At 74.3% G+C, this 25167-nt stretch carries 26 protein-coding genes and 1 other RNA gene; 18 read left to right on the plus strand and 9 right to left on the minus strand.

The window, feature by feature from the left end; translation table 11 throughout:
* The first annotated feature begins 255 nt into the window (after positions 1–255).
* The 6 genes from ABD358_RS04205 to ABD358_RS04230 all read left to right on the plus strand — a co-directional run bounded on the left by ABD358_RS04205 (position 256) and on the right by ABD358_RS04230 (position 7087).
* Positions 256–678, plus strand: a complete 423-nt coding sequence (locus ABD358_RS04205) for a cupin domain-containing protein (protein WP_344629459.1) — start codon at positions 256–258, stop codon at positions 676–678.
* 119 nt (positions 679–797) lie between these two features.
* Entirely contained in the window at positions 798–1298 is a 501-nt protein-coding gene (locus ABD358_RS04210) for a cobalamin B12-binding domain-containing protein (protein ID WP_344629460.1), read from the plus strand.
* Entirely contained in the window at positions 1295–2626 is a 1332-nt protein-coding gene (locus tag ABD358_RS04215) for a methylaspartate mutase (RefSeq protein ID WP_344629461.1), read from the plus strand. The genes ABD358_RS04210 and ABD358_RS04215 overlap by 4 nt, the downstream gene beginning before the upstream one ends.
* Before the next feature lie 6 nt (positions 2627–2632).
* Positions 2633–4624: an FAD/NAD(P)-binding protein gene (locus ABD358_RS04220; protein WP_344629462.1), complete on the plus strand. Its 1992-nt coding sequence runs from the start codon at positions 2633–2635 to the stop codon at positions 4622–4624.
* Positions 4621–6312 carry an AMP-binding protein gene (locus ABD358_RS04225; protein WP_344629463.1) on the plus strand — a complete coding sequence of 564 codons (1692 nt, stop codon included), beginning with the start codon at positions 4621–4623 and terminating at the stop codon, positions 6310–6312. Before ABD358_RS04220 ends, ABD358_RS04225 begins: the two co-directional genes overlap by 4 nt.
* 43 nt (positions 6313–6355) lie before the next feature.
* Entirely contained in the window at positions 6356–7087 is a 732-nt protein-coding gene (locus tag ABD358_RS04230) for a maleylpyruvate isomerase family mycothiol-dependent enzyme (protein ID WP_344629464.1), read from the plus strand.
* Between the two features lie 104 nt (positions 7088–7191).
* Here ABD358_RS04230 and ABD358_RS04235 read toward each other — a convergent pair whose 3' ends face one another.
* The gene (locus ABD358_RS04235; protein ID WP_344629465.1) at positions 7192–7806 is read right to left on the minus strand and encodes a CGNR zinc finger domain-containing protein; all 615 of its coding nucleotides are present in this window, start codon (positions 7804–7806) and stop codon (positions 7192–7194) included.
* Positions 7807–7952: 146 nt separating this feature from the next.
* On the opposite strand from ABD358_RS04235, the gene ABD358_RS04240 reads away from it, so the two are divergent.
* The 6 genes from ABD358_RS04240 to ABD358_RS04265 all read left to right on the plus strand — a co-directional run bounded on the left by ABD358_RS04240 (position 7953) and on the right by ABD358_RS04265 (position 11817).
* Complete coding sequence (locus ABD358_RS04240) at positions 7953–8417, plus strand: VOC family protein (RefSeq protein ID WP_344629466.1); 465 nt, start codon at positions 7953–7955, stop codon at positions 8415–8417.
* A 97-nt stretch (positions 8418–8514) separates the two neighbouring features.
* Positions 8515–9447: a pyridoxamine 5'-phosphate oxidase family protein gene (locus tag ABD358_RS04245; RefSeq protein ID WP_344629467.1), complete on the plus strand. Its 933-nt coding sequence runs from the start codon at positions 8515–8517 to the stop codon at positions 9445–9447.
* A gap of 36 nt (positions 9448–9483) precedes the next feature.
* Positions 9484–9714, plus strand: a complete 231-nt coding sequence (locus ABD358_RS04250) for a ferredoxin (protein ID WP_344629468.1) — start codon at positions 9484–9486, stop codon at positions 9712–9714.
* Positions 9711–10934: an NAD(P)/FAD-dependent oxidoreductase gene (locus ABD358_RS04255; protein ID WP_344629469.1), complete on the plus strand. Its 1224-nt coding sequence runs from the start codon at positions 9711–9713 to the stop codon at positions 10932–10934. The genes ABD358_RS04250 and ABD358_RS04255 overlap by 4 nt, the downstream gene beginning before the upstream one ends.
* Before the next feature lie 165 nt (positions 10935–11099).
* Positions 11100–11369, plus strand: a complete 270-nt coding sequence (locus ABD358_RS04260) for a type II toxin-antitoxin system prevent-host-death family antitoxin (RefSeq protein ID WP_344629470.1) — start codon at positions 11100–11102, stop codon at positions 11367–11369.
* Positions 11359–11817, plus strand: a complete 459-nt coding sequence (locus ABD358_RS04265; RefSeq protein ID WP_344629471.1) for a type II toxin-antitoxin system VapC family toxin — start codon at positions 11359–11361, stop codon at positions 11815–11817. Before ABD358_RS04260 ends, ABD358_RS04265 begins: the two co-directional genes overlap by 11 nt.
* Before the next feature lie 55 nt (positions 11818–11872).
* On the opposite strand, the gene ABD358_RS04270 is transcribed toward ABD358_RS04265, so the two are convergent.
* Both ABD358_RS04270 and ABD358_RS04275 read right to left on the minus strand, forming a co-directional pair.
* Positions 11873–13198 carry a multidrug effflux MFS transporter gene (locus ABD358_RS04270; RefSeq protein WP_344629472.1) on the minus strand — a complete coding sequence of 442 codons (1326 nt, stop codon included), beginning with the start codon at positions 13196–13198 and terminating at the stop codon, positions 11873–11875.
* A gap of 89 nt (positions 13199–13287) precedes the next feature.
* Positions 13288–14919 (minus strand): alkaline phosphatase D family protein, encoded by a 1632-nt coding sequence (locus ABD358_RS04275; protein WP_344629473.1) that lies wholly within the window; start codon positions 14917–14919, stop codon positions 13288–13290.
* 151 nt (positions 14920–15070) lie between these two features.
* Here ABD358_RS04275 and ABD358_RS04280 point away from each other — a divergent pair, with 151 nt between their 5' ends.
* Complete coding sequence (locus tag ABD358_RS04280; RefSeq protein ID WP_344629474.1) at positions 15071–15943, plus strand: PhzF family phenazine biosynthesis protein; 873 nt, start codon at positions 15071–15073, stop codon at positions 15941–15943.
* Positions 15944–16003: 60 nt separating this feature from the next.
* Here ABD358_RS04280 and ABD358_RS04285 read toward each other — a convergent pair whose 3' ends face one another.
* Together ABD358_RS04285 and ABD358_RS04290 are read right to left on the minus strand one after the other, a co-directional pair.
* Positions 16004–16666, minus strand: a complete 663-nt coding sequence (locus ABD358_RS04285; protein ID WP_344629475.1) for a potassium channel family protein — start codon at positions 16664–16666, stop codon at positions 16004–16006.
* Entirely contained in the window at positions 16659–18038 is a 1380-nt protein-coding gene (locus tag ABD358_RS04290) for a TrkH family potassium uptake protein (protein ID WP_344629476.1), read from the minus strand. The genes ABD358_RS04285 and ABD358_RS04290 overlap by 8 nt, the downstream gene beginning before the upstream one ends.
* A gap of 260 nt (positions 18039–18298) precedes the next feature.
* Between ABD358_RS04290 and ABD358_RS04295 the strand changes: the two genes are divergently transcribed.
* The gene (locus ABD358_RS04295) at positions 18299–18751 is read left to right on the plus strand and encodes an ATP-binding protein (RefSeq protein WP_344629477.1); all 453 of its coding nucleotides are present in this window, start codon (positions 18299–18301) and stop codon (positions 18749–18751) included.
* A gap of 51 nt (positions 18752–18802) precedes the next feature.
* Here ABD358_RS04295 and ABD358_RS04300 read toward each other — a convergent pair whose 3' ends face one another.
* Positions 18803–19258: a cupin domain-containing protein gene (locus ABD358_RS04300; protein ID WP_344629478.1), complete on the minus strand. Its 456-nt coding sequence runs from the start codon at positions 19256–19258 to the stop codon at positions 18803–18805.
* A gap of 151 nt (positions 19259–19409) precedes the next feature.
* Positions 19410–20000 (minus strand): Uma2 family endonuclease, encoded by a 591-nt coding sequence (locus ABD358_RS04305; RefSeq protein ID WP_344629479.1) that lies wholly within the window; start codon positions 19998–20000, stop codon positions 19410–19412.
* A gap of 262 nt (positions 20001–20262) precedes the next feature.
* Between ABD358_RS04305 and ABD358_RS04310 the strand changes: the two genes are divergently transcribed.
* Positions 20263–21063: an SDR family NAD(P)-dependent oxidoreductase gene (locus tag ABD358_RS04310; protein ID WP_344629480.1), complete on the plus strand. Its 801-nt coding sequence runs from the start codon at positions 20263–20265 to the stop codon at positions 21061–21063.
* Between the two features lie 99 nt (positions 21064–21162).
* Here ABD358_RS04310 and rnpB read toward each other — a convergent pair.
* Positions 21163–21581: RNase P RNA component class A (gene rnpB / locus ABD358_RS04315), an RNA gene on the minus strand.
* A gap of 126 nt (positions 21582–21707) precedes the next feature.
* Here rnpB and ABD358_RS04320 point away from each other — a divergent pair.
* The 3 genes from ABD358_RS04320 to ABD358_RS04330 all read left to right on the plus strand — a co-directional run bounded on the left by ABD358_RS04320 (position 21708) and on the right by ABD358_RS04330 (position 23850).
* A complete protein-coding gene (locus ABD358_RS04320; protein ID WP_344629481.1) occupies positions 21708–22511 on the plus strand; it encodes a MerR family transcriptional regulator in 804 nt (267 codons plus the stop codon).
* A gap of 50 nt (positions 22512–22561) precedes the next feature.
* Positions 22562–23395, plus strand: coding sequence for a hypothetical protein (locus tag ABD358_RS04325; protein ID WP_344629482.1), 834 nt, complete (start codon positions 22562–22564; stop codon positions 23393–23395).
* 329 nt (positions 23396–23724) lie between these two features.
* Positions 23725–23850 carry a hypothetical protein gene (locus ABD358_RS04330; RefSeq protein ID WP_344629483.1) on the plus strand — a complete coding sequence of 42 codons (126 nt, stop codon included), beginning with the start codon at positions 23725–23727 and terminating at the stop codon, positions 23848–23850.
* Positions 23851–23963: 113 nt separating this feature from the next.
* Here ABD358_RS04330 and ABD358_RS04335 read toward each other — a convergent pair whose 3' ends face one another.
* Positions 23964–25139, minus strand: a complete 1176-nt coding sequence (locus tag ABD358_RS04335; RefSeq protein ID WP_344629484.1) for an FAD-dependent oxidoreductase — start codon at positions 25137–25139, stop codon at positions 23964–23966.
* Positions 25140–25167 lie beyond the last annotated feature (28 nt).

Consider the following 25167-nt stretch of genomic DNA (forward strand, 5'->3'; position numbering starts at 1 on the left):
GAAACTGCCCGCCCACGGCGCCGGGGGCGGGCGGTTTCGCGTCTCCGGAAGGGACCCCGGTCTTTCCCCGCCCCCTCCCCCCGGGATATCGGCAAAGGAGCCATCGGAAACCCCGATACCGGCCATCAAAATCTCGCCGTATAAGGCGCAGCCACCTGGATAATCTCGTGCCCGAAGGTTTTCCCGCAGGCATTGAGCCCCTTCTCCCCGAGCATTTCCGAGGGCTCGCGTCCTGCTTTCGACCCAGAGGAAGAGATGTCCGACATCGAATTCATTCCGAATGTGTTCCGCAGCGGCTTCGAGCTCACCGACCTCTCGTGGGTGCCCTGGAAGGAGCCCGGCCGGGTCGGAGTCGAGCACCACGTCCTGTGGGCCCCCGACGAGGAGAAGGGCGAGGACTCCGTCGGCCTGCTCCTGCGTTTCCCGCCCGGCGCCCACGGCGACTTCCACGAGCACCTGGGCTACGAGCTGATGCTCGTCCTCGACGGCGTCCTCGACCACAGCGACGGCACCTCCTACAACAAGGGGGACCTCGTCGTCGAGGCCCCGGGCACCAAGCACCAGATGTCCAGCCGCCAGGGCTGCACCGTGCTGGCCATCCGGACGCGTCCCGCGGCCGCGCGCACTCCCGACCGTCCCATCCGGCCCGTCGGCGAACCGGCCGTCGCGCAGGCCTGACCCATGCGGCCCCGGAACCGGGCACTCCGTCCCGGAGCCGGTTCCGGGGCCCGGCTCCCGTTCCGCACCGCCCACCACACCCAAGCCCCTCACACCACTCCACCGGAGATACGCACACCATGTCCGCTGCCGCCCCCGCGGTCATCACACCGGATCCGCTCCCCGACACCACCGGCCCCCGCCGGGTGCTGGTCTCCAGCGTTTCCTCCGACTCCCACACCTGGAACCTGGTCTTCCTCCAGCTGCTGATCGAGGAGTACGGCCATACCGTCATCAACATCGGAGCCTGCGTCCCGGACGACCTCCTGGTGGCCGAGTGCCGGCGCCACCGCCCCGACATGGTGGTGATCAGCAGCGTCAACGGGCACGGGTACCTCGACGGTCGCCGCCTCATCGCCCGGCTGCGCGCCGAACCCGACCTGGCCGGCCTGCCCGTCGTCATCGGAGGCAAACTCGGCACCCGCGGAGCCGAGGACGGCGGCCACACCCGGGCCCTGATCGAGGCCGGCTTCGACGCGGTCTTCGAGGACTCCACAGGCATAGGCGAGTTCCGCCGCTACCTCGCGGCCCCCGGCACGCGAGCCCTGCGCGGAGCCGGTTCCGCGGTTCCGGCCCTGTGAGCGCCTCCCTCGGGCGCACCGCCCCCACCGGCTCGTTCGCCGCCGCCGTGGCCGCGGCACGCTCGGACGGGGAGCTGGTCGTCCAGCCGCGCATGGGGTTCCCGACCGTGGCCCAGATGGGAGCCGGGCTCAGGGCCGTCCACGACACCCCCGCCCGCACGGTGGGCACCATCACCCTGGACAGCTACACCCGGGTCGGTGACCACGCCTCCGCCGCACGCGCCTTGCGGAACGGCGAGGAGCTCAACGGCTTCCCCATCGTCGCCCACGGCGGCCGAACGACCCGTCGGATGATCGCCGCCGCCGGCGCCGGGGACTTCGCCATCCAGGTACGCCACGGCTCCCCCCTCCCCCTGGGCATCGTCCAGGCCCTGGTCGACGCCGGACTCGACGCCACGGAGGGCGGACCGGTCTCCTACTGCCTGCCCTACAGCCGCACCCCGCTGGCCGAGGCCGTCGACGCCTGGGCCCGTAGCTGCGAGCTCCTGGCCGAACGGGTGCCCGGGGCCCATCTGGAGAGCTTCGGCGGCTGCATGCTCGGGCAGCTGTGCCCGCCGAGCCTCCTGGTGGCCCTGTCCGTCCTGGAGGGCATCTTCTTCCGGCGGCACGGCCTGCGCAGCATCTCGCTCAGCTACGCCCAGCAGACCAGCTTCCCCCAGGACGTGGCGGCCCTGGCCGCACTGCGGCGGCTGGCCGGGGAGTACCTGGGAGACACCGACTGGCACGTGGTGCTCTACACCTACATGGGCGTCTTCCCGCGCACCGTCCCCGGAGCCCTGGCCCTACTGCGCGAGAGCGCACGCCTGGCCGCGCTCACCGGCACGGAACGGCTCATCGTCAAGACGGTCGCCGAAGCCCACCGCATCCCCACCGTCGAGGACAACATCCACGCCCTGGAGACGGCCTCCGAGGCGGCCCGCACCGCGACCGCCACCCCGGCCGACCACCCCGACGAGGGCGAGGCGGAGGAGATCCACGCCGAGGCCCGGGACCTGGTGGAGGCCGTCCTGGAACTCCACGGCGACATCGACCGCGCGATCCCGGCGGCGTTCGCCAGGGGATACCTCGACATCCCCTACTGCCTCCACGCCGACAACGCCCAGCGCGCTCGCAGCCACATCGACTCCCGGGGCCGGCTGCGCTGGTCCTCCGCCGGCCGGATGCCCGTCCGGAGCGCGCCCGGCGGCACGGCGGCGTCCGTCGGCGCCGATGAACTGCTCGCGATGCTCTCGCACGTTCAGAAAACCTTCGACCGCGAGGCCCTGGACCCTGCGGTGTCACCGGAACCCCTGCCGGCCGCGGGCCGGACCCGACAGGAAGCGAAGTGAGGAACAGTGACCGGACTGCCGACTGATCCGCAGCCACTCGCCATAGCCGTGATCGGCACCGGCCCGCGCGGACTGTCCGTGCTGGAGCGGCTCGCCGTCCGGCTGCGGGAGGAGCCCGCGCCACGCCGGAGACTGCGCGTCTACGCCATCGACGCGGTCGAGGTCGGCGCGGGCCGCGTGTGGCGCACCGACCAACAGGACTGGTTCACCATGAACACCGTCGTCGGCCAGGTGACCATGTACTCCGGGGAGCCCGACGACGGCCCCGCCCGGCCCGGCGCCGGCCCCAGCCTGGGCCAGTGGATAGCCGAGCGCTCCCGCACCCACGGCGAGGAACTCCTGGGGCCGAACGACTACGCCTCCCGGCTGCGCTACGGGCAGTACCTGCGCTCGGTCTACCGCACGATCGCCGAGCACCTGCCCGAGGAGGCCGAACTGGTCCCGGTGCGCGACCGGGTCGTCCGGCTGCGGCCGCGGCCGGGCGGAGGCTACGACCTCCTGTGCGAGAGCGACCCGGTCCCGCTCTTCGCCGACAAGGTCGTCCTGACCACGGGCCACCCCCGCAACCGGCCCGACGGCTTCGAGCGCGAGATGCTCGACTTCGCGGCGGGCCGGCCCGGGGTCCACTACCTGTGCGGCGACTCCGCCGCGGACCTCGCCCTGGACGCCGACACCATCCCGCCCGGCACGGCCGTCGGCATCCTGGGCATGGGCCTGTCCTTCTACGACGTGATGGTCGCCCTCACCCTCGGCCGCGGCGGCGCCTTCACCACCCTGTCCGACGGCTCCATGCGCTACGAGCCCAGCGGCCGCGAACCGCGCATCGTGGCCGGCTCCCGCAGCGGGCTGCCGATCCCGGCCCGCGGCAGGAACCAGAAGGAGCCTCACTTCAGCCACCGCGCGCTCTTCCTCACCCCCCACGCCGTCGAGCAGGCCCGCAAGCGGCGCATGGCGGACACCGGCAGCGCCCGCCTGGACTTCGACGAGGACGTACTGCCTCTGCTCCTGCAGGAACTCGACCACGTCTACTGGACGGCGCACGTCACCGCCCGGGACGGGAAGGAGGCGGGCGAGAGGTTCGCCGAGCGTCACTCGGCCGTACTGCTCTCCGGCGGCGATCCGGCCGGACTGCTGCGCGAGGCCGGCCTCGAGGACATCCCTCCCCTCGACCTCCAGCGCCTGGCCCGCCCCTTCGGCGACCGGCACTTCCCCGACCCGCAGACCTTCCGCGCCGAGCTCCTGGAGATCATGCGCCGGGACCTGGCCGAGGCCGACCTGGGCAACAGCGAGGGCCCGCTCAAGGCCGCCCTGGACGTCCTGCGCGACATCCGCAACGTGGTCCGGGAGGCGGTCGACTACGGGGGGCTGCGTCCTTCCTCCCACCGGGACGCCTTCCTCCGCCGCTACCTGCCCGTCAACTCCCTGCTGTCGGCCGGACCGCCCCGGTACCGAGTCCGCCAGCTGCTGGCCCTCATCGAGGCCGGGATCGTCGAGGTCGCCGGCCCGGCCACCTCCTACACCACGGACGAGGGGACGGGCGGCTTCCGCGTCGCCTCACCGCAGGTGGCGGGCTCGGCGCGGACGGTCCGAGTGCTGATCGACGCCCGCATTCCCACCCCGAACCTGCACCGCGACACCTCCCCCCTCATCCGCGGGCTGCTGGACGACGGCCTGATCTCGGAGTACGTGGTGGAGGATCCCGTCCACGGCGAGCGGTTCGAGACCGGCGGCCTGGCCGTCACCCGCGCCCCGTTCCACGTCGTGGACGCCGCCGGCCGGGTCCGCACCGACCTGTACGCGCTGGGCATCCCCACCGAGCACACCCGCTGGTTCACCCAGGTCGGCAGCAGCCGCCCGGGGATGCGGACCCTGTTCTACCGGGACGCCGACGCCATCGCCGCGGACCTGCTGTCCGGCGGACCGGAGGAGCCCCGGCCCACCGGACGGGCACTCGTCGGCGCCGCCTCGGGCGCCCCGGCCGGAGGGGAGGGGGCATGACGTTCGGCCCGGCGGGGCTGCTCTTCAAGCAGGCCCGCGACACCCTCCTGCGGCACCGGGAGGATCTGGAGGCCGCCCGCCGGGAGTTCTCCTGGCCCCGGCCGGACACCTTCAACTGGGCGCTCGACTGGTTCGACCCGATGGCCCGCGGCAACCACCGCACCGCCCTGCGGGTGGTCGGCGCGGAGGGCGACACGGAGCTGTCCTTCGCGGATCTGTCCCGGCGCTCGGACCAGGTGGCCTGTTGGCTGCGCGACCAGGGCGTGCGCCGCGGCGACCCGGTGCTGGTCGTCCTGGACAACCGGCCCGCCCTGTGGGAGACGCTGCTGGCCTCGATCAAGCTCGGTGCGGTGGTGGTGCCCACCTACGTCACGGCCTCCCCGGCCGAGCTCGCCGACCGCATCGCCCGCGCCGGCGTCCGGCACGTCGTGGCCGAGGCCGCCCTGGCCCCCCGTTTCGACGGCCTGCCCGGCGAGTGGTCCAGGATCGCGGTGGGCGGCGAGCCCGCCGGCTGGACCGACCACCGGCACTCCCGGTCCGCGCCGGCCGACTTCCGGCCGGACGCCGCCACCGCCGCCGACGACCCGCTGTTCTGCTACTTCACCTCGGGTACGACATCGCTGCCGAAGATGGTCGTCCACACCCACCTGAGCTACCCCGTGGGCCACCTCTCCGGCATGTACTGGAACGGTCTTCGGCCCGGCGACGTCCACCTCAACATCTCGGCCCCCGGCTGGGCGAAGCACGCCTGGAGTTCCTTCTTCGTCCCCTGGAACGCCGAGGCGCAGATCGTCGCGCCGGCAGCCGAGCGCAGCGGCCCCGAGCACATCGCGGAAGTGCTGCGCACCCGCGGGGTGACCTCGTTCTGCGCGCCGCCCAGCGTGTGGCGCGCGCTCGTGCGGCACGGCATCGGGCAGCGCCCGCCCGTGCTGCGCGAGGCCACCAGCGCCGGCGAGCCGCTGGACCCGGAGGTCTTCCACACCGTCCGGGACGCCTGGGGAATCGAGATCCGGGACGGTTACGGCCAGACCGAGACCACCGGGCAGCTCGGCACCCCGCCCGGCCGCCGGGTGGTGCCCGGCCGCATGGGCTGGCCGATGCCCGGCTACCGGGCCGTCGTCGTCCACCCGGAGACGGGCGCGCCGCTGCCGCCGGGAGAGACCGGTGAGCTCTGCATCGACCTGGCGGACCGGCCCGTCGGCGTGATGGCCGGGTACGCGGGCGACGAGCGGCGCACGGCGGCGGCCTTCGCCGGCGGCCTCTACCACACCGGCGACCTGGTGGTGGGCGGGGCCGACGGGAGCTTCCGCTACGTCGGCCGGGCCGACGACATGTTCAAGTCCTTCGACCACCGCATCTCCCCGCTGGAGCTGGAGCGCGTCCTGCTGTCCCACCCCGCAGTGGCCGACGCGGCCGTCGTGCCGCACCCCCACCCGATCGGGCAGTGGGTGGCCAAGGCGTTCGTCGTCCCGGCCGCCCCCCACTCCGGCGACCGGTCCACGGCGGAGGACGTCTTCGGCCACCTCGACAGGGAGCTGCCCCCGCAGAAGCAGGTCCACCTCATCACCTTCACGGACCGGCTGCCGCGCACCGCGTCGGGGAAGGTGCGCCGGGCCGAACTGCGCGAGCGCACCGGGACCGCCGACTTCCAGCGGGAGCGGCCCCCGATGGCGGCCCGCGCCGAGTGAGCCGGGCCGCGGCCCCGGACAGCTGTCGAACCACGGAGGGACCATGGAAACCACCGCGCCGACCGACGTCGACGCACTCCTCGCACGCATCGCCGCCGCCCAGGAGGACCTGCGGGCCACGGTGGCCTCCCTCGGCGACGCGGGCCTGGCCGCGGCCTCGGCGCTGCCGGGGTGGACCCGCGGCCACGTCTGCGCCCATGTGGCCCGCAACGCCGACGGCCTGCGCAACCTCCTCACCTGGGCGGAGACCGGCATCCCCCGCCCGATGTACGCCGGGGAGGGCGTGCGGGAGGCCGAGATCGAGCGGGACGCGCACCGGCCCCTCGCCACGCACTTGGCGGACCTGGACCGGTCCGGTGAGGAGTTCGTCCGGCACGCCCGGCTGCTGGGGGACGGCGCGTGGTCGACCGAGGTCGTCCTGCGCAACGGCGACAGGCTGCCCGCCCGCGGGCTGCTGGGGCACCGGCTGCGCGAGGTGCTGCTCCACCACGTGGACCTGGCGGCCGGCCACGCCCCGGCCGACTGGTCCGAGGAGGACGCGCGGTTCCTGGTGGCCTCCCTGTCGGCCTCCTGGTCCGGCCGCCGGGACTGCCCGCCCCTGGCGTTGCACGTGACCGGAACCGGGGAGCTGTTCACCACGGGGGCGGGCCCCGGGGACCCGGTGCGGGTGACCGGCCCGGCCCACGCCCTGGCGGCCTGGCTGGCGGGCCGCGGGTCCGGGGACGGGCTGCGGTGCACCCGGGGTGGGCTTCCCCCGCTCCCCGCCTGGATGTGACCGGAGCCCGGGCCGGGCCCGGGCGTTTCAGCGGCCGGTGCCGGACGGTGTTCCGGTACCGGCCGCTCGGCCGTCCTCCGGGGCGGCCGGCCCCGGAGGACGGCCTACCCCCTGTCGTCCGTGCTCTTCGGGGCCCGGTGCCGGCGGGTGCGGGCGTAGTGCCGCGACGCCTTGGCGCGGTTCCCGCAGCCGGACATGGAGCACCAGCGGCGGGTGCCGTTCCTGGAGACGTCGTAGAAGTGCAGGATGCACTCGTCGTTGGCGCAGGCCCGGATGCGGTCCGGGGCCGCGGCCACCAGGCGCAGGTAGTCGTCGGCGGCCAGCCAGGCCGCCAGCCAGGCGGGATCGTCGGGCTCGACGCGCTCCGCGGGCCCTTCCGGGCCGAGGCTGCGCAGGACGCGTCCGCGGGCCAGGACGGCGTTGAGCCGCTGCCGGGCGCGTTCGTCGCCGGGGGCGGCGACGACGGCTCCCAGTGCCTCGCGGGCCTCCAGGACGGCGGCCAGGGCGGCGGGGGTGGCGCCGCCGGTCCGCTCCAGCAGGCCGTGGCCGGCCAGCCACAGGGCGAACCCGTCGAGGTCGGCCAGCAGGTCGTGCCGGATCCCGCCGTCGATCCAGCGGGTGTTGAGCAGGTCCAGGCTGAGCGGCTCGTCCCGGAGCGGCCTGGGGTCGGCACCGGTCGCCGTGGACGGAGGACTGGCGTCTCCCGTGCCGGCACCCATGTGAGCTCCTTCCTTCGGCTGTCGTCACCCCACTCTAACCGGCTATCGCCGAATAGGAAGTTGACCCTCTCTGTTTCTAACCACTAAAGTCTCCGACGAAGGTTAGTTCGGGGTGGTCCCGAACACCGTGCTGGAGGTAATGCGTCATGTCCGCTTCCACGGTCCCCACCGCTCTGCAGACCGGCCACATCGGCCTGAACGTCACCGACCTGGACCGATCGCTGGACTTCTACCGGAAGGTCTTCGGCTTCGAGATCCAGGCGGAGGGCCGCGAGCCCGGCCGCGCCTACGCCTTCCTCGGCCGCGAGGGCCGCCTCATGGTGACCCTGTGGCAGCAGAGCGAGGGCGGGTACGCCCCCGGCCTCGCCGGCCTCCACCACCTGTCCTTCCAGGTGGACACCATCGAGGAGGTCCGCGCTGCCGAGGAGGTGCTGCGCAGCCTGGGCGCCGAGTTCAAGTACGACGGGGTCGTCCCCCACGGCGAGGGCGCCTCCTCCGGCGGCATCTTCTTCACCGACCCCGACGGCATCCGCCTGGAGATCTACGCCCCCTCCGGCGCCGACACCGCCCCCGCCCCCGTCGCCGCCGCTCCCACCTGCGGCTTCTTCTGATCCCCGTACGGCCGGGTGGCCGTCCCGACCACTCCCCGACCGGCGGCCACCCGGTCCCCGCCCACCCCACCGCACCGCGTCCCAAGGAGCGACCACCGTGACCGGCCCCTACCACCACGGCGAGCGCGAGGTCCAGCGACGCGCCGGTCTCCAGGAGGAGGCCGACGTCTCCGGACGCGCGATCCGCGACACCGTGCCTCCCGTCGCGGCCGCCTTCCTCACCCAGCAGCGCCTGCTGGTCGTCGGGGCCGCCGACGACCGCGGGGACCTCTGGGCCACCGTGCTCACCGGACCCGTGGGGTTCCTCCGCGCCCCAAACGAGCGCAGCCTGTCCGTGGCGGCCCGCCCGGCCCCGGAGGACCCCCTGGCGCCCGTCCTGGAGGGGCCGGTCCACCTGGGGATGCTCGCCATCGAGGCCGCCACCCGGCGGCGCATGCGGATGAACGGCACCGCGCGTCCGCACGGCGGCGGCCTCCTGGTCGACCTCGACCAGGTGGTGGCCAACTGCCCCAAGTACATCCAGAAGCGCACCCCGCCGGAGGCGGACGCCGGGCCGCCGCCGGCACGGCCCCCGGCCCGCCGGAGCGACCGGCTCGACCCCGGCCAGCAGCGCTTCCTCGCCGGTGCCGACACCTTCTTCATCGCCACCGCCGACGAACACGGCCGCGCCGACGCCTCCCACCGCGGCGGCAACCCGGGCTTCCTCCAGGTCCTGTCGCCCACCCGGCTCCGCTGGCCGGACTACATCGGCAACGCGATGTTCCTGACCCTCGGGAACCTCTTCGTCAACCCCAGGGCGGGCCTGGTGGTCCCGGACTACGGAACGGGCACCACCCTCCACCTCACCGGCACCGCCGAGATCGTCTGGGACGCCGACGCCGCCGCGTCCGGCGGCACCGGCCGCATGGTCGAGTTCACCGTCACCGGCGTCGCCGAACTCCCCGGCACCCTGCCCGCCGGCTGGAGCCCGCCCGCCGCCTCCCGCTTCAACCCTCCCGTGGCCGCGGCCGGCTCCCGCAGCGCCGCCTGACGCCCGTCCCGCACCACCACCCACCAGGAGTGATCCATGCGCATCCACGTCGACATGAACCGCTGCGAGAGCCACGGCCAGTGCGTCTTCGCCGCCCCCGACCACTTCTCCTTCGACGAGGAGGACACCCTCGTCGTCCAGCCGGACGTCCCCGAGGGCCCCGGGCACGCCGACGTCCTCGCCGCCGTCCGGGAGGCCGCCGCCGCCTGCCCCGTGCAGGCGATCACCCTCCAGGACACCCGCCACGCCGACGGGGCCGCCGCATGAGCCCGCGTCACATCGTCGTGGTCGGCGCGTCCCTGGCGGGTACCAGAACCGCCAGGGCCCTGCGCGACCAGGGCTTCGACGGCCGGCTGACCCTGGTGGGCGACGAACCCCACGCCCCCTACGACCGCCCGCCGCTGTCCAAGCAAGTCCTCGCCGGAACCCGGGAGTTCGACGACATCGCCCTGTCGCCCTCCGGCGACCTCGGCGCCGAGCTGCGCACCGGCGTCCCCGCCGCCGCGCTGCGGCCGGCCGACCGCGAACTCGTCCTCGCCGACGGCGACCGCCTGCACTGGGACGGCCTCGTCATCGCCACCGGCGCGGCGGCCCGCCCCTGGCCCGCGCCCGTCCCCGACGGCGTCCGCACCCTGCGCACCCTCGACGACGCCCGCGCCCTGCGCCGGGACCTCACCGCCGACGGCGCCCGGCTGCTCGTCGTCGGCGCCGGGTTCCTCGGCTCCGAGGTCGCCGCCACCGCCGCGGAACTGGGGGTCCCCACCACCCTCGTCGAGGCCGGGGAGCTCCCCCTGGCGCGCTCCGCCGGGGCCGTCGCCGGGGAATTCGTCGCCCGGCTGCACCGGGAGGCCGGCGTCGACCTGCGCACCGGCACCACCGTCCGGTCCTTCACCGGAACCGACCGGGTCACCGGGGCCGACCTGGACGACGGCACCCACGTCCCGGCCACCGTCGTCCTGCTCGCCCTGGGCGCCGTCCCGCACACCGCCTGGCTGCGCGGCAGCGGCCTCCTCCTGGACGGCGGCGCGGTCGTCTGCGACGAACACGGCCGCGTCCTCGCCGAGGACGGCACGGTCGTGCCGGACGTCGTCGCCGCCGGCGACGTCTCCCGCCGCCCGCACCCCCTGGCCGACGGCACGCTCCACCTCGGGCACTGGAGCGCGGCGGTGGAGCACTCCGCCCTCGCCGCCCGCGCCCTGCTCCACCCGGCCGGGGCCGGCGAGCCGCCCGAACCCCCCGTCACCGTGCCGTCGTTCTGGTCCGACCTGTACGGCGTCCGCATCCGCTCACTGGGGCTCCCGCACCTCGCCGACGAGGTACGGACCGTCGAGTACGACGTCCCCGGGCGGCACCTGGAGGTCTCCTACCACCGCGGCGGCGAACCGGTCGGCGTCCTCACCGCCGGCCGCGCCCGGCGGCTCGCCGCCCACCGGCCCGTCCTGGCCGAGGCCGCGCGCCGCCGCCGCGCCGCGCTCGCGGCGCTCTGACCGGACGTCACCCGGCGCGGCGGGACGGGGAGGACCCGCGCCGCCGGCCGGGGCGGCAGAAGACGGCGAAGCCCCGACCCCGGTGGCCGCACCCGGAACCACGCACCGAAACACCCTGTGCCACCCGGTAGCACAAGGCGGCACATGCGGCGTATCGTGAGCGATATGACCGCACAGCCCGAAATCACCCAGCGCGACCTGCGCAGCCGGTCCAAAGAGATCATGGATGCCGTTCAGGCCGGGCAGTCCTTCACCGTCACCCGCGACGGCCACGAGATCGGTGAGCTGGTCCCTCTGCGGCGGCGCAGGCGATTCGTCCCCCGCGGCGAATTCGCGGCGATGTCGCGCACCGCCCCCGGCATCTCCCTGGAGTCCTTCCGCGCGGACCAGGAGCACGCGGCCGACCAGGAAGCGGGCGACCCCTATGCCCGCTGAGTACCGGCAGGGGCTGATCGACACGAACATCGTGATCCTGCGCAGGTGGGTGGACCCCGGGGAGCTGCCCGCCGAGGTGGCGATCAGCGCCGTCACCCTGGCGGAACTGTCCGCGGGCCCCCACGAGGTCCGCAGGAACGAGGAACAGGACGACTACGACGAGCACGCCGAGCGGGCCAGGAGACTCGACGTCCTCCAGCGCACGGAGCACGAGTTCGACCCGATCCCCTTCGGCGCGGAAGCCGCCCGCGCCTACGGGCGGGTCTGCGCCGCCGTGGTCTCCGCGGGCCGCAAGCCCAGACGCCGCGTGGCCGACCTGATGATCGCCTCCACCGCGATCGCCGAAGAGCTGCCGCTGTTCACCACGAATCCGGACGACTTCAGGGGACTGGACGACCTCGTCGCCGTGGTCCCCGTGACCCGCCCGGTGGTACCGCACGAGCGGTGAGACGCACCGCCCGGGGTCGCGTCCCGTTCCGCGCGATCCCGGGCGGGCCCGCCCCTCACATCCGCGTGCGCCCGCGCCGCCGGCCGGGGCGGCAGAAAACGGCGAAGCTCACGATCGCCAGGAGCACCGCGCCGAGCTGCGTCACCGCCATGGGGACGGCCGTGTCCTCGCCCGCGACGCCCACCAGCGGAGGGGCGAGGGAGCCGACGAGGAACTGGGAGGCGCCCAGCAGCGCGGAGGCCGAGCCGGCCGCGTGCGAGGCGCGCATCAGCCCCTGGGAGCTGGCGTTGGGAAGCACCAGGGCCATGGCCGACATCAGCACGAACAGCGCGGCGGAGACGGGCACCAGCCCGACCCGCCCGAACACGCCGGAGGTCATCAGCAGCAGCGCGACGGCCGACAGCAGGATCACGGCGAGACCGGCGGCGATGACCCGGTCCAGGGAGACCCGCCCCACCAGGAGCTTGCCGTTGACCTGGCCGAAGGCCACCAGCCCGATGGAGTTGACCATGAACAGCAGGCTGAACGTCTGCGGCGAGGCCCCGTAGATCTCCTGGACGACGAACGACGAGGCGGACACGTACGCGAACAGCGCCGCGAAGGCGAAGCTCCCCACCAGCAGGTATCCGGTGAACACCCGGTCGGCGAAGAGCCCGCGCATGGTGCGCAGCGCGTCGGGGACGCCGCCGCTGTGCCGCTTGCCGGGCTCCAGGGTCTCCGGCAGGCAGCGCGCGGTGACCAGGGTGGTGACCAGGCCGAAGGCCGCCAGGACCAGGAAGACGCCGCGCCAGTCGGTGAACCGCAGCACCTGGCCGCCGAAGACCGGCGCCAGGATCGGGGCGAGGCCGGAGATCAGCATCAGGGTGGAGAAGAAACGGGCCATGGCCAGCCCGTCGAACATGTCGCGGACGACCGCGCGGGCGATCACGATCGCCGCCGCCCCGGCCAGGCCCTGGGCGAGCCGGAAGACGGTCAGGGACTGCACCCCGGGGGCCAGCGCGCAGGCGACGCTGGCCAGGACGTACCCCGCCATGCCGATCAGCAGCGGGCGGCGGCGGCCGAACTGGTCGCTCATCGGGCCGGCGACGACCTGCCCGACGGCCAGGCCCAGCAGGCAGGCCGTGAGGGTGAGCTGCACCTGCGCGGCGGGGCTGCCGTACGCGGCGCCGATGTCGGGCAGCGCCGGGAGGTACATGTCCATCGACAGCGCGGGGAGCGCGGTGAGGCTGCCGAGGATGAGGGTGATCAGCAGGCCGGCGCGGGCGCCGCCGGCGGGCCGCGCCTCGCCGCCGGGTCCGGCGGCGGGGCCGGGTCTGTGCGGTCCGGGTGTGGTTTCGGGTATGCGGGCTTCGGCGGCCGGGGACGGGCCGGGGTCGGACATGCACCTCTCCAGATGAATCGACGGGAACCGTCCAATCATCCCAGGTTTCCGGACCCCGGCCCACCGCGTTTCGCCGGGCGGGACGCCCCTCAGGCCGGCACCAGCCCCGGCTCGCCCGCCGGCGAGACGAAGGACGCCGCGGTGGCGATCGGCGCGCCCGGGGTGGTGACCGCCGGGACCGTGCGGTAGTCGGCCCGCAGCTTCTCCCGGTCCAGCCCCAGCACGACGTATCCGCGCTGCCCGTTGTAGTACCTCAGGTGCGGGTTGGCGGTCATCAGCGTCTGCCAGTTGGCGGGCTTCGCCGCGCCGTCCCTGCCGCTGGTGACGGAGGTGGTGACGATCTCCACACCGGCGGTGCGGGAGCCGGGGTCGTCGAAGTCGCGCTTGATGTCGAACCCGTAGTGGACGTGGACGTCCCCGGTGAGGACCACGAGGTTCTCCACGCCCGCCGCGTCGGCGCCCGCCAGCACCCGCTCGCGGGAGCCGGGGTAGCCGTCCCAGGCGTCCATCGACAGCGGCCAGGGGCCCTCGACCCGGTTGCGGCGGCGGGAGAAGACGACCTGCTGCGGGACGACGTTCCACAGCGCCCGCGACCGCCGCCAGCCGTCGACCAGCCAGCGCTCCTGGGTGGCGCCGAGCATGGTGCGCGCCGGATCCTCGGACTCGGGGGTGGGGACCTTCCAGCCGTCGCCGTTGGCCTGGTTGTCACGGTACTGGCGGGTGTCGAGGACGTCGAACTGCGCCAGGTTCCCGTAGTGCAGCCGCCGGTAGAGCCGCAGGTCGGGCCCCTGGGGGCGCTGGGGGCGGCGCAGCGGCATGTTCTCGTAGTAGGCGCGGTAGGCGGCGGCGCGGCGGATGAGGAACTCCTCCGGCGGGACGCCGTTCTCGGGGACGCCGTTGGCGTAGTTGTTCTCCGTCTCGTGGTCGTCCCAGGTGACGATCCACGGGTGGGCGGCGTGGGCGGCGGCGAGGTCGGCGTCGGTCTTGTACAGGGAGTACCGCAGCCGGTAGTCCTCCAGCGTCACCGTCTCCCGGTTGAACAGGTCCGGCAGGGTGCGGTCGGTGTAGTCGCGGCTGCCGCCCGCGGCGGAGACGGCGTACTCGTACAGGTAGTCGCCGAGGTGGAAGACGGCGTCGAGGTCCTCCTCGCGGGCGAGGTGGCCCAGGGCCGTGTAGTAGCCGTCGTGGTACGCCTGGCAGGACAGCAGGCCGAAGCGGAGTGCGGCGGGCGAGGCGTGGGCGGCGGGAGCGGTGCGGGTGCGGCCGGCCGGGCTGGTCCAGCGGCCGACGTGGAAGCGGTAGTGGTAGTCGCGGCCGGGCTCCAGGCCGCGGACGTCGACGTGCACGGAGTGGTGGAACTCGGGGTACGCGATGGCCCCGCCGCGGGCGACGGTGCGGCGGAAGCGCGCGTCGTGCGCCACCTCCCACCGGACGGCGACCGGGCGGGCCGGCATCCCGCTGTCCGGTTCGTAGGGCCGGGGGGCGAGGCGGGTCCACAGCACCACGGAGTCCGGGCGCGGGTCCCCGGAGGCGACGCCCAGGGTGAAGGGGTCCTCGGCGATCCGGCGCGGGTCGAGGGAGGGGGCGGCGTGGGCGGCGGACGGCAGGTTGGTACCGAGGGCCAGGGCGGCGGCGGCCCCGGAGACGGTGAGGAACCGCCGGCGGTTCAGGTGGCGTGCGGCGGCTCTGAGTTCGGCGGTGGCGCTCGGCGTATGCGTCATGTACACGATTGCAGCGGCCCGGGGCGGCGTCCCGGAAGCAGGTTGTTGGCCGGTGCGCGACGCTTCCGTGGCCGGAAGGTGACGCGGGCCCGCCCGGGCACGGGGGAGGCCCTCCCGGAATACCCGCCGGCCGGCGCGGAGTTCACCGGGCATGACCACGGACAGCACGGGGGACGCCCCCGAGGTACTGCGCTACACGGCCTTCTCGTCCGACCCCGGCGGCGGCAACCCGGCCGGGGTCGTGCCGGACGCGGGCGCGCTGGACGACGCGGAGATGCTCGCGATCGCCGCCCGCGTCGGCTACTCGGAGACCGCCTTCCTCACCCCGCCGCCCCCCGGCCTCGAAGCCGCGCCGGGACGCGGCTTCGGCATCCGGTACTTCAGCCCGCTGGCCGAGGTGCCCTTCTGCGGGCACGCCACGGTGGCGAGCGCCGTCGCGCTCGCCGAGCGGATCGGACCGGGCGAGCTGGTCTTCGCCACCCGGGCCGGCACCGTCCCCGTCACCGTCACCGGCGACCTGCGCGCCACCCTCACCAGCGTCGAGCCGCACGTGGAGGAGGCCGACGGCGGGGACGTGGCCGAGGCCCTGGCCGCGCTCGGCTGGCGGCACGGCGAACTGGACCCGGCCCTGCCGCCGCGGATCGCCTTCGCCGGCGCCCGGCACCTGGTGCTCGCCGCCGCCTCCCGGGAGCGGCTGGCCGCGCTGGACTACGACTTCGAGCGGCTGAAGGCGTTCATGCTCCGCCTGGACCTGACCACCCTCCAGCTGGTGTGGCGGGAATCGGACACCGTCTTCCACGTCCGCGACCCGTTCCCGGTCGGCGGGATCGTGGAGGACCCCGCCACGGGGGCGGCAGCGGCGGCGTTCGGCGGCTACCTCCGCGCCCTGTGCCTGGCCGCCGCGCCGGCGCGGCTCACCCTCCACCAGGGGCACGACATGGGCCGCCCCGGCCTGCTGGAGGTGGGGCTGAGCGCGGACGACCCGCGCGTGCGGGTGACGGGGGCGGCGGTCCGCATCGGGTGAACCGCGCGGGCCCGCGGACGCCCCCCGGCGGGCCCGCCCCCGCCCGCCGGGGGCGGCCCGTCAGACGGCGTCCGCGAAGCGCTCCACCCTGCTGATGCGCCCCAGGACGAGGATGGCGTCCCCCGGGGCCAGGACGGTGCCGGGCCCGGCGGGCTCGAAGCCGCCCTCCGCGGGCTTGACCGCGATCACGTCGACGCCGTACCGGGCGGGCATCCCGGCCTCGCCGAGGGGGACGCCGACCAGCTCCCCGGGCGGGCCGACCTTCGCGATGGCGTGGGCCTCGTCCAGCTCGACGTAGTCCTGCATGTGGCCGGAGACCAGATGGGCCACCCGCTCCCCCATGTCGTACTCGGGGTAGACCACGTGGCGGGCCCCGATCCGCTCCAGGATGCGGCCGTGCCGGCGGCTGACCGCCTTGGCCCAGATGTCCGCGACCTCCAGCTCGGCCAGGAGCGAGGTGGTCAGGATGCTGGCCTCCATGTTGGTGCCGATGGCGACCACCGCGCGGGAGAAGTCCGGCACGCCGAGCTGCCGCAGCGCCTCGATGTCCGTGGCGTCGGCGGTGACGACGTGGGCGAGCCGCCCGGACAGGTCCTGGACGGTCCTGGGGTTGCTGTCGATGGCGAGCACGTCGACGCCGCGCTCGGTCAGTTCCAGCGCCAGCGCGCTGCCGAACCGGGCCAGGCCGATCACGACGACGGGTTCGTTGCTGCGGTCAGCCAACGATGATCCTCTCCTCGGGCAGGTCGTAGCGGCGGGCGCGTTCGCGCAGGGCCAGGGCGGTCGCCAGGGTCAGCGGGCCGAGCCTGCCCGCGAACATCAGCACGGTCAGGAGCACCTTCGCCGCCGCGGGGAGCTCGGCGGTGATCCCCGTGGACAGGCCCACCGTGGCGAAGGCGGAGATCACCTCGAACAGCACCCGGTCCAGGCTGAAGTCGGTCATGGCCAGCACGGCGAACGTGGACACCACCACCGCTCCCGCGCCGAGCAGCACGATGGCCAGCGCCTGCCGCTGGTTGCCCTCCGGCACCCGCCGGTTCCCCACCCGGGCGCCGGGGTCGCCGCGCATCTCCGCCCAGACCACGAACGCCAGCAGGCCGAGCGTGGTGACCTTGATCCCGCCCGCCGTCCCCGCGCTGCCCCCGCCGATGAACATCAGGACGTCGGTGGCCAGCAGGCTCTCGGAGCCCATGGCCGAGACGTCGACGGTGTTGAAGCCGACGCTGCGGGCGGCGGCGGAGGCGAAGAACCCCGCCAGCCACTTCTCCCCCTCCCCCAGCCGCCCCAGCGTCCCGGGGTTGGTGTACTCGGCCGCGGTGATCACCAGGGTGCCCAGCGCCAGCAGCAGCACGGTGAGCACCACCGTGATGCGGGTCAGCACCGACCAGTCGCCGGGCCTGCGCCACGACCGGACCAGTTCGAAGACCACGGGGAAGCCCAGCCCGCCGACGACGGCCGCCGCCGCGACCGGCAGGCACACCCACGGGTCGCCCGCGTAGGACGCCAGGCTGTCGCGGTGGGTCGAGAACCCGGCGTTGTTGAACGCCGAGACCCCGTGGAAGACGCCCTGGTAGAGGGCGGTTCCCGGCGGGCGGTCGTACCGGGTGAGGAACACCGCCGTCAGGACGGCGGCCACCGCCGCCTCGCACACCAGGCCGAACCGGATGATGCCCGGCACCATCCGGCGCAGGTCGTCCATGCCCAGGTGCCGGCTCTCGGTCTGCGCGACCAGTTGCGCCCGCAGCCTCAGCCGGCCGGAGACCAGCACCGCGAACAGCGCGGCCAGCGTCATGATCCCCAGACCGCCGGCCTGCATGAGCAGCAGGACGACGACCTCGCCGAACGCGGACCAGTGGCTCCCGGTGTCCACGGTGACCAGGCCGGTCAGGCACACCGCCGAGGTCGCGGTGAACACCGCGTCGACCACGTCCGTGCGCTCGCCGGACTCCGCGGCCGCCGGCAGGGACAGCAGCGCCGCGCCCACCGCCGCGGCCACCGCGAAGCCGGCGACGACGAGCCGCGCCGGGTGCCGGAAACGGGTCCCGGCGGCTCCGAGCCCGGCCGGCCTCGCCTGCCCGCCCCCGATGCCGCTCACCTCGCCGCCGCCCTCGCCCGCACGTCACATCCCCGCATCCGTACCGGCCCGAGACCGGGCGCCTACCCGCCGGACTCGGTCATATCACGACACTCCGGGCCATCACAGCAGTCACAGCAATCTCAGCAAGGCGCCGGAGCCCGGCGCCGACGGCCGCCTCACACCTCCGAACACCTCCGCATACCGCGTGGCGGGCGGGGTAAACGGGTGATCGGCCATCGCCCGCACGGGGCGGAAAGCGCCGGGGACGGAGTGGGTTCATGGAACGGATCATGCTGGAGGCGGACGGCGGCACGGCGGTCCCGGGGCCTCGGATACGGGCCGGAGCCTCGTACGACGGGGGGCCGGAGACCATCCCGGCCGCACGGAACTTCGCCGTCGGCTTCCTGGACCGGCTGCGGACCGAGTACGGCGTCCCCGTCCCGTCCCGGGCGGTCGAGACGGTCCGGCTGGTCGTGAGCGAGCTGGTCACCAACGTCTGCAAGTACGCCCCCGGCCCCTGCCTGCTCGACCTGGAGCTGGCCGGCGACACGGTGGAGATCACCGTCTGGGACCGCGAATCGGTCCTGCCCGTCGCCCGGGCGGCCGAGCCGGGACGGGTCGGCCAGCACGGCCTGGAGATCGTCCTCGCCCTGTGCGAGGGCTTCGACGTCCGGCGGGAGCCCATAGGCAAGCGGATCAAGGTGAGGGTCTCCCTGGCCTCCGCCGGCTGAGACCCTGCGCGCCGGCCGCCGGGGGGCGACCGCCGGGGGCCGGTCCCGCGCCTAGTCTCCGGCGGCCTCGGCGGTCCCGGCCTCCTCTGCCTCCTCCGCGGCGTCGGCCTCGGCCTTCGTGCGGTGCACGGTGCCGCGCGGGTGCTCGGGAGGGCCGTAGAGGGAGTAGAGCTTCAGCGGCCCGTCCCCGGTGTTGACCACGTTGTGCCAGGAACCGGCCGGAACCAGGACCACCCAGTCGTCGGCCACCTCGCGGTCGAAGTCGAGCCGGTCCCGGGCCGGCCCCATCAGGACCCTCCCCTTCCCCGACTCCACCCTCAGGAACTGGTCCCGGTCGGGGTGCATCTCCAGGCCGATCTCACCGCCCGGCTCGATGCTCATCACCGTGAGCTGCAGGTGGTTCCCGGTCCACAGCGCGGTGCGGTAGGTGTCGTTGGCCAGGGTGGCCTGCTCGATGTCCAGCACGTGCGGCCGCGGCCCGCTGTCGCGGGACTCCTCGGTGCCCATGGCGGTGCTCCTTCCGTCGCCTACCGGCATCATCCGCGACGAGCGGCGTCCGCGCAGCGGTGCGGCGTCCGGCCCCACCCGCTCGGCGGCCCGCCGAACGCGGTGCCGGGAAGTCAACAGACCGCCGGGAGCCGTCCGTTCACGGGCACCGTCAGGCCATGAGTTCCTTGAGCTCCTCGGTCGCCAGCACGATCCCCACCGGGTCGGGCAGCCGCAGCTCCTCGCCGAGCCCGGTGGTGGTGTGCACGTCGCGGTAGCGGCCCTTCTCCGGGCGGGAGCGGACGACGAGTTCCTGCCGCTCGCGGTCGACCAGCAGGTGCACCGGGATGCCGGCCTCCGCGTACCCGTCGGGCTTCTCGGTGCGGTCCTTCCCCGGCCGGGTGGAAGTGACCTCGACGACCATCAGCACACCGCTGGGGTCGGACCACTCACCGCGCCCGGCGAAGTACATCTCGGGGGCCAGAGCCCCATCGGGCCGAGCCCGGCCGTTGCCGTACTTCTCGACGATGAGCCCTTGCTCCGGATACAGGTACGACTCGGGTCGCTGCACCATGCACCGCTTGAGCAGCCACCTGATGATCTCTCCGTGATCCCCGTCCGGCACCGGCTTGACCCTCAGCTCTCCACGAACGAATTCCAGCGTCACCGTCTCCGGGGCCGAGGCTTCGAGCTGCTCGAACTCCTCGACGCTCATCTGCGCGGAGTCACTCGTCTGCACGGACCGATCGATGGCCATGGTCATCACGGGTCTCCCTTCGACTCCACCGTAACGGCGCCCTTCGCCCCGTGCGCACGGTAACGGCGCTCCCGCGCAGGGAAACGCGGAGAAGCCCGGCGCACACCCGAAAGGATGAGCGGGGCGGCGGCGGGCGGCCTTGTGGGTATCGAGGCCCGAGCATGACGGCGCTCGCGGCGGGACATTGTTCACCTCGGGGCCGCACCACACGCCGTGGGAACCGGCCGGACACCACACCCGGCGCACACGAGAGACGAGGCAGGGCCGCATGAACAGTTCCTTACCCGCCAAGGTCGTCGTCGTCGTCGGCACACGCGGTATCGGCGCCGCGATCACGTCCACGTTCGTGGCCGCCGGGGCGGACGTCCTCCTGACCGGGCGCAGCGTTCCGGAGAGCGTGATGGAGACCTTCAGGAGAGCCGGGCGCCGTGCCGGGCAGACCGTGGAGGGACTCGCACTCGACGTCACCGAGCCCGACTTCGCGCATCGGCTGGCCGAGTCCGCCCGGACGTCGCTCGGCGGCCTGGACGTGCTGTGCCTCAACGCCGGCGTCTTCCCCAACAGGCCGCTGGCGGACATGACGCACGCCGACGTGCGCGAGGTCTTCGCCACCAACGTGGAGAGCCAGATACTCGCCGTCGCGGCGTGCGTGCCGCTGCTGCGGGAGTCGGGGCGCGGCCGGATCGTCCTGACGTCGTCGATCACAGGCCCCCTCACGGGCTTCCCGGGCTGGAGCCACTACGGCGCGAGCAAGGCCGCGCAGCTGGGCTTCATGCGTACGGCCGCGCTGGAACTCGCCCCGTACGGCATCACCGTGAACGCGGTGGCGCCCGGCAACGTGCTGACCGAGGGGCTCGAGGAGCTGGGGGAGTCCTACCTGGCCCAGATGGCCGCGGCCGTCCCCCTGGGCCGCCTGGCCCGGCCGCGGGAGATCGCCGACGTGGTGGCGTTCCTCGCCGGTGACGGGGCGTCGTTCATCACGGGACAGGTCATCACCGTCGACGGTGGCCAGACGCTGCCCGAGTCGCCGGAAGCGGTGCTGCCGACCGGTGCGGACGACCGGCCCTGACCCCGGGGCCGGGCGGGTCCGGGAATTCCCCGGGCACTCCCCAGGCCCCGCCCGGAGTCGGAAGGGGCCGGGGTTTCGGCAGGCCGGAGCGGGTGGTGGCAGACGAGCCGTGCTGTACGCCGGGTTCTGTCTCCGGCGGGCCTCGCGGCCCGCCGGGAGGCGGCCATCCATCTGGGACCGGTGTCGCCACCGGCCTCGTGCGGTCTACCCGCGGACTCGGGCGGGCCGCCCTCGGACATCCGCGCAGGGCCGCCGCCCCTCACCGGGACGGCTGCCCCTCTTGACCTTGCTCCGGGTGGGGTTTACCGAGCCGCCCAGGTCACCCTGGGCGCTGGTGGTCTCTTACACCACCGTTTCACCCTTACCGGGGGCGGTTGGGCCCCCGGCGGTCTGTTTTCTGTGGCACTTTCCCGCGGGTCACCCCGGGTGGGCGTTACCCACCACCCTGCCCTGTGGAGCCCGGACGTTCCTCGGCGGTTCCCCCGAAGGATCCCCGCCGCGACCGCCCGCACGACTCGTCTGCCGTGCCGTCCATGCTACCCGCCGCGACCGCCCCGGCCGGACCGCGGCCGGACCTCGACCGCCCGGGGCGCGGGCCGGCGGCCCTTGACCTTGTCGCGACGTCAATGTGTTGACTCGGGGCCATGAGGATCGGCGAGCTGGCCGCCCTGGCGGGTGTCACCACCCGTACCGTGCGGCACTACCACCGTCTGGGTCTGCTGCCCGAGCCCGCGCGGCGCGCGAACGGCTACCGGGAGTACGGGATGCGCGACGCGGTGCTGCTGGCGCGCGTGCGGCGGCTGACCGAGCTGGGGCTGAGCCTGGACGAGGTGCGGGACGTCCTGGCCGACGACGCGGGCCGCGAACTGCACGAGGTGCTGACCGAACTCGACGGCGACCTGGCCCGGCAGGAGGAGGCGCTGCGCGAGCGGCGGGCCCGCGTCCGCGAGCTGCTGCGGCTGGCCGAGCGCGGCGAACTGCCCGCGGAGGGGCCGGTCTCCCCCGAACTGGCCGCGCTCTTCGGGGAGATGGCCCGGACCGCCGCGGAGTTCCCCGGCCCCGAGCCGGAGATGGCGGTCCGGGAGCGGGAGCTGCTGGCCCTGATGGAGACGACCGCGCCTCCCGAGGTCCGCCGGGAGCTGATCGCGGCGCTCGGGGACGCGGGCGGCGACCCGGCGGCGATGGCCCGGGTGTACGAGGTGTACGCCCTGCTGGACGCGCTGTCGGACGCCGGGACGGACGATCCGCGCGTGGCGGAGACGGCCCGGGCGGTGGCGGACGCCGTGCCGGAGGCGGTGCTGGAGGCGGTCGGGGGCGTCCCGTCCGGCGTGGCGGGCGGCGTGGAGGGCGCCGACGGTTTCGCCGGGGCGCTGCTCGCCGACTTCTCCCCCGCCCAGGCGGAGGCCGTGCGGCAGGCGATGCGGCTGCTGGCGGAGCGTGCCCGGTGAGCCGGGGCCGGCCTGCGCGGTGGGCCGCGCGGTGGGGTCTGCTCGCGGTGGTGCCGTTCGAGCTGGGGCTGGTGGTCTGCCTGGTGGCCGGGGTGCGGGTTCCGGTTCCGGTGGTCGTGGCGGCGGAAGCGCTGGTGGGGTGCGCGCTCGCCGCGGAGGCGGCGGTGTTCGTCCGGCTGTGGCGGCGGGCGCGCGGACGGGGGCTGGGCCGCCGGGAGGCGGCGCGCGACGCCGTGCGGGCGGCCGTGCCCGTCCCGGTGCGGCGGCTGGTGCTCCACGAGCTGCGGGTCCTGGCGGGTCTGGCCCGGTGGGCGGCCCGGCGCCCGCCGCACGGAGTGGGCGCGGGCGACAGGGCCGTGCCGTACGCGGGCGAGCAGGCGCCGGTGGTGTACGTGCTGCTGTTCGCGGCCGCCGTGGAGACGGTGGCGTTGGGTCTGCTGCTGGCCCGGTGGCCGGTCGTGCACCTGGTCGTGCTGGTGCTGGACGTGTGGGGGATGGCGCTGCTGCTGGGTCTGCACGCCGCCTGCGTGGCGCGTCCGCACGTGGTGGGCGCGGACGGCTCGCTGCGGGTGCGGTACGGCGCGCTGGTGGACGTGCGGGTGCCGGCGAGGCGGATCGTCTCGGCGCGGGTCGAGCACCGCTCCCCCGGCGGGCGGACGCCGCGGTTCGCGGACGGGGTGATGGACCTGGCGGTGGGCGGCCGGACGACGGTGACGGTGGAGCTGGACGGGCCGGTGGCGGTCGTCCGCCCGCTGGGCGGGCGGGAGCGGGCGCGGGTGCTGCGGTTCTGCGCCGACGACCCGCGTGCGGCGGTCGAGGCGCTGCGGGAGGCGGGCGGGCGCCGGGCCCTGCCCGCCGGCCGGCCCGACGGGTCCGGCGGCTGATCCGGCGGGAGATCACTCTCGACCGCATCGAGCGCACCCGAGCCCGCCACCGCACGGGGATCCGGCGGCTGAGGACCGCCGCCTCCGCCCACCCCGACGCCCGCCGAGTTCTCCACATCGTTCGCCGGAGAAAGGACTTCGCCACCGGCAAGCTCACCGTCGAACGGGTCTGCCCGATCACCAGCCTGCCGCCCGGCGCGGCGACCGGCGCCCGGCTCGCCGCCTGGACCAGAGGACGTTGGAAGACCGAAAATCTTCTGCACCACGTCCGCGTCCGCACGTTCCGCGAGGACGACTCCAGGATCCATGCCGGCCGTCTCCCGCGGGTCATGGCCGGCCTGCGCAACCTCGCCATCGGCGTTCACCGCCGGGACGGCCACACCAGCATCGCCGCCCTGCGCCACACCGCCCGCGACTGCCGCGGGCCCCTGACCGCCCCCGGCCTCACCGGATGAACCCGGACAGAACGCGATCACGCAAGGAACCCCGGTGAATGAGGCCCTACCGACACCCATCGCCGGCGACCCGCGTCCGTCTTCACGAGCGAGGTGTCGGGCCCGCAGACCGTCTAGCGCGTGGCGGACTGTGATCCGCCTGCGGCGGACAGGGAAGGCGGCTCATAGTCGTACAGGTATCCCTGCGCCCGTTCGAAGAACGGGAGGATTACGCGCATCTTCGCCGCGTTGACCTGTCGCTTCACGACACTGGGCCGCTTGCTCTCACGGGCGTTGTGCCCGTGCTTGAGCAGCTTGTCAATGCGCGGGCGACGTGTCGCGTCGTAGGCCTTGAGTGCCGCCGGGACGGTCGGGGCGCTGCTCAGCGCCGCCGCGAGTTCCAAAGCGTCCTCGATGCACATCGAGGCGCCGTGTCCGACGCCGACGGGGTGGGCGGCGTCGCCGGCCAGGACCATGCGCCCACTGTGCCACGTCCGGACCGGATCGCAGACGTTCAGGCAGCCGGACGCGACTATCGATGTCGCGGCTCCGATGATGGCCCTCGGCGTTGCCTCCGGAAACAGCTCGCTGAGGCGCCGTAGCCATTGCGCGTCGTCGATGCCTCGCAGGTCGGGCTTGACCGGGTCCCCGATCTGAGCCGTCCACCACTGGGTCTCTTCGTCGATGCTGGTGTGTACGAAGGCACCGTTGCGCGTGTAGGTGAGGTTCCAGACGCCGGGCTCGAGACCCGTCATGGCGGCGATTCCGGCGACCCCGTAGAGCCCCGCGTACTCCGCGCGCGGCGCGGACGGGTCGATCAGCCCGCGCACGGTTGACCAGACGCCGTCGGCGCCCACGAGCAGCTCCGCGGTGTCGCGCCGGCCGGAGGCGAATTCGGCCACCACGCTGTCCGCCGACTCCGTCCCGCCCACCAGGCGTTCGCCGGTGACGATCCGCGCGCCCGCGTCGAGCGCCGCGCGCCTCAGGATTGCCACGAGCCGTCCGCGCCGGAGCGAGATGCTGCGCATCGCGTCGGCTTCGCGCCGAAGGCGTGGCACGTCGCCCAGGAGGCGGCCGCCCGCCGTGTAGAACCGCATCCGTTCGATGGGGTGTCCGGCCGCCTGTACGTCGCGCAGGCAGCCCAGCTTCTCCAGCGCGCGCAGGCCGTTGACCGCCAGGCTGAAGTGGGCGCCGACGTCCTCGGGCGGAACGTCGTACGCCTCGTAGACGGTCACGTCGTGACCGATCCGCCGCAGTGCGAGGGCGATGGCGGGCCCGGCTATACCGCCACCGATCACGACCGTCCGCATGACGCCTCCCCGAATCGAATTTCAGTGA

The sequence above is a fragment of the Streptomyces glaucosporus genome (assembly GCF_039533345.1).
Lineage (GTDB): Bacteria > Actinomycetota > Actinomycetes > Streptomycetales > Streptomycetaceae > Streptomyces > Streptomyces glaucosporus.